General features: G+C 65.9%; 3 protein-coding genes. All 3 read left to right on the forward strand.

The features are described 5' to 3' along the window. The first annotated feature begins 64 nt into the window (after positions 1 to 64). Positions 65 to 1,384 carry a Gfo/Idh/MocA family oxidoreductase gene (locus tag NTX40_04180; protein MCX5648282.1) on the forward strand — a complete coding sequence of 440 codons (1,320 nt, stop codon included), beginning with the start codon at positions 65 to 67 and terminating at the stop codon, positions 1,382 to 1,384. Positions 1,385 to 1,445: 61 nt separating this feature from the next. Next, a complete protein-coding gene (locus NTX40_04185) occupies positions 1,446 to 2,072 on the forward strand; it encodes a TIGR03936 family radical SAM-associated protein (GenBank protein ID MCX5648283.1) in 627 nt (208 codons plus the stop codon). Between the two features lie 306 nt (positions 2,073 to 2,378). Beyond that, positions 2,379 to 3,836, forward strand: a 1,458-nt coding sequence (locus NTX40_04190; GenBank protein ID MCX5648284.1) for an Rne/Rng family ribonuclease, incomplete at its 3' end; no start/stop codon positions are given.

Genomic DNA, 3,836 nt, shown 5'->3' on the forward strand with positions numbered 1-3,836 from the left:
AAAAGGCAACGGTGTAACGGCCGCCGTCCGCCACGCACAAGGAAGCCGCGAGAGGAGATGGCCCATGAAGATGCACGAGCAGGAATCCAGCGGGAGCAGCCGGAGCGAGGTTTCGCGCCGGGAATTTTTGAAGACATCGGCGGCCATGTCGGCCGCCGCCCTGGTATCGAGCCTCGGCACGAGCCACATCTACGCCGCCGGTTCGGACACGATCAAGGTCGGCCTGATCGGGTGCGGGGGTCGCGGCAACGGGGCGATCCGGGACTTCCTCAACGCCGCCAAGCAGCGCAACACCGCCGTCAAGGTCGTCGCCTTCGGCGACCTGTGGGGGGACCGCGCCAAGGACTCGATGAACAATCTGAAGAAGGACCAGAACTTCAGCGCCACGGTAGACGCCACCGAGGAGGCGTGCTTCGGCGGGTTCGACAATTACGAGAAGGTCATCGCGAGCGGCGTCGACGCCATCGTCACCGCCGCCCCGCCGGGCTTCCGGCCCCATCACGTCCCCGCCGCCATCGCCGCCGGCAAGCACGTGTTCATGGAGAAGCCCGTCTGCGTGGACCCGTGGGGCTACCGCGAGATGATCAAGGCCCACGAGATGGCCACGCAGAAGAAACTCACGGTCGTCGCCGGCACCCAGCGGCGCCACTCCAACCGGTACCGGGCCACCCTGGAGGAGATCCGCAACGGCCGGATAGGCAAGGTCGTCGGCGGCCAATTCTATTGGATGGGCGGGCCGGTCACGCACAACCGGCCGCGCGGGCCGAACATGTCCGACATCGAGTGGCAGGTCATGAACTGGTACGCCTGGTGCTGGACCTGCGGCGACCACATCGTCGAGCAGCACATCCACAACATCGACATCATGCTGTGGGCCCTCGGGTCGCCTCCGGAGAAGTGCGTGGCCGTCGGAGGCCGCCAGACCCGCGAGGAGCCGGGCAACATCTGGGACCACTTCGCCGTCGAGTACGAGTTCCCCGGCGGCGTCCGCTGCGCCAGTTACTGCTCGCACTGGCCCGGGGGCGCCGGCCGCGTCAGCGAACGCGTCGTCGGCGAAAAGGGATCCTCCAACTGCAACGGCGACATCTCCGGCGAGACGAAATGGAACTACCAGGGCCAGAACCCCAACCCCGGCGTCCAGGAACACGTGGACTTCCTCGCGAGCATCAAGGGCGATGGTCCGCATTACAACGAGACCAAGCAGGTGGCCGAGTCGACCATGACGGCCGTCATGGGCCGCATGGCCGCCTACACCGGCCGGGAACTCTCCTGGAAATGGGCCACCGAGTCGTCGAAACTCCGGCTCGGTCCCGAGAACTGGAACGCCTTCGGGCCCTTTACGCCGCCGCCCGTGCCCGTGCCGGGCAAGACGGAACTCATCTGAGAAGAGCCGCCCAGCGTCCTGAAAAGGACCGGCGGCCGGGCCTGGAGCGGACGGGGGTCGTGTGTTTCGCCAACGGTTGCGACTTTGGTTTCGTGTGGCCGGGGACAAGCGGTACCTCAGCCACCATGACATGATGCGATTGTGGGAGCGGGCGCTTCGGCGCGCCGGGTTGCCCCTGCGCATGAGCCAGGGGTTCAATCCGCGCCCGAAGATGTCGCTCGTGGAACCGCGCAGCGTCGGCACGGCCTCCGAGGCGGAACTCCTGGAGTTCGAACTCGCCGACTGGGTCAATCCCGACGCCGTCCTCCAGGCCTTGCGCGGCGAAGTTCCGGCCGACATCGAGGTGACCGCCCTGGACCTGATGCGCCCGAGCGACAAGGCGCACCCCGCCGCGGTCGAGTACGTCGCGCGCCTGCCCGAAGACGTCGCCGACCTGGAGCGGCGGATCGAACGGCTGCTTGCACGAACCGAAGCGCCGGTGGTCCGCCATCGGCCGACGGGCGACAAGCACCTGGACGCCCGCCGATTCATCGAGCGCCTCGAAGCCGACGGCCGGACCGTCCGACTGGTCGTGCGAACCGGCCCCAACGGAACGGTCCGGCCGGACGAGGTTCTCCGGCTGCTGGACCTGGATTCGGAGACGGTCGCCCGGGCCGACGTGTGCCGCACCGCCATCCGCCTCGGCTGACGCCAAAACGCTAAGCGGTAAACGCTAATACTACTACGCTGTGTTCTTAACCGCAGCCCAGAGGGCCCCTTTCTTACATGAGGAGAACGGCCGTCAAGGTGTCAAAAGAAAAAACTGTAGCGCGGGGCCTTGTGCCCCGCGCAAGAGGGCGCGGGGGATAAACCCCCGCGCTACGGCTTGCGGCTGCGGAACAGCGCCCGGCCAAGGCCGTTTGATCGCGCGGTGGGTCGGGAGACCCACCGCGCAAAGGCTCAAGTGGCGTTGTAGAATGAGGCGGCGCCCGCTACGCGAAAGGACTTCACGGACATGACGCAGGAAATGCTCATCAACGTCCTCGAGGGCGAAGAGTGCCGCATCGCCATCGTCAAAGACGGCGCGCTGAAGGAAATCTACGTCGAACGCGCCAGCACCGACCGCCGCGTCGGCAACATCTTCAAGGGACGCGTCACCAACATCGAGCCGAGCATCCAGGCCGCCTTCGTCGACATCGGCCTGCCGAAGAACGCCTTCCTCCACGCCTCGGACCTCGTGCCGGGCGCGTACCCCAGCCGAAAGCGTCCGGACGCCGACGGCGAGAAAAAGGGCCGAGGCCCGCACCGCCTCCCGATCCAGGAAATCCTCCGCCAGGGCGACGAACTCCTGGTCCAGATCACCAAGGAAGGCATCGGCACCAAGGGCCCGAGCGTCACGACGGCCCTGAGCATCCCCGGCCGATACCTGGTGCTGATGCCCTCGCTGCCGCGCCTCGGCGTCTCACGCAAAATCGAGGACGACAAGGTCCGCCGACAACTCCGCGACCTCCTCGCCTCCATCAACCCGCCGAAGAACCTCGGCTTCATCCTCCGGACGGCGGGCCAGGACCGCGGCAAGCGCGACCTCTCGCGCGACATGAACTACCTGGTTCGTCTCTGGAAGGTCGTCCGCTCCAGCGCCCAGAGCGCCAAGGCGCCCGCCGAAATCTTCCGCGAATCCGACCTGGTCGTCCGAACCCTCCGCGACATCTTCACCCTCGATACCGAAACCATCTGGGTCGACTCCGAACCCGTCCTGAAGCACGTCGTCGAGTTCCTCAAGATCGCCCTGCCCCGCCACGCCAACCGCGCCAAACTCTACGACGGCACCGTCCCACTCTTCCACAAGTACCACCTCGAGGAAGCCCTCGAACAGATCCACAGCCGGATCGTCCCCCTGCCCCGAGGCGGAACCATCGTCATCGACCAGACGGAGGCGCTGGTGGCGATCGACGTCAACAGCGGCAAGTTTCGCCACGGCAAAGACGCCGAAGAGTCCGCCCACCAGTTGAACGCCCTGGCCGCCCAAGAAATCGCACGCCAGATCCGCTTGCGCGATCTCGGCGGCGTCATCGTCATCGACTTCGTCGACATGGACAAGGAGGCAAACCGCCGGCACGTCGAAAAAACCCTTCGCGACGCCCTCAAGGGCGACCGCGCCAGACAACAAATGCTCCGCATGAGCAAGTTCGGCATCGTCGAAATGACACGCCAGCGCGTCAAGGCCAGCCTCCAACGCGCCACCTACATGGATTGCCCCTACTGCAAAGGCGCCGGACTTATCAAAACCCCCGAGTCCATGGCCCTGGAGGTCATGCGCAACGTCCGCCTTCTCGTCCACCAGAAAAACGTCGCCACACTCGAAGTCCGCCTCCACCCGGAGGTCGGCGACTACCTGAACAACGTCAAACGCGACGGCCTCCTCGAACTCCAGAGCCGCCTGGGAAAACGCATCACCATCGTCTCCGACCCG

This window comes from Planctomycetota bacterium, from assembly GCA_026387035.1.
In the GTDB taxonomy this organism is placed as follows: Bacteria; Planctomycetota; Phycisphaerae; order FEN-1346; family FEN-1346; genus JAPLMM01.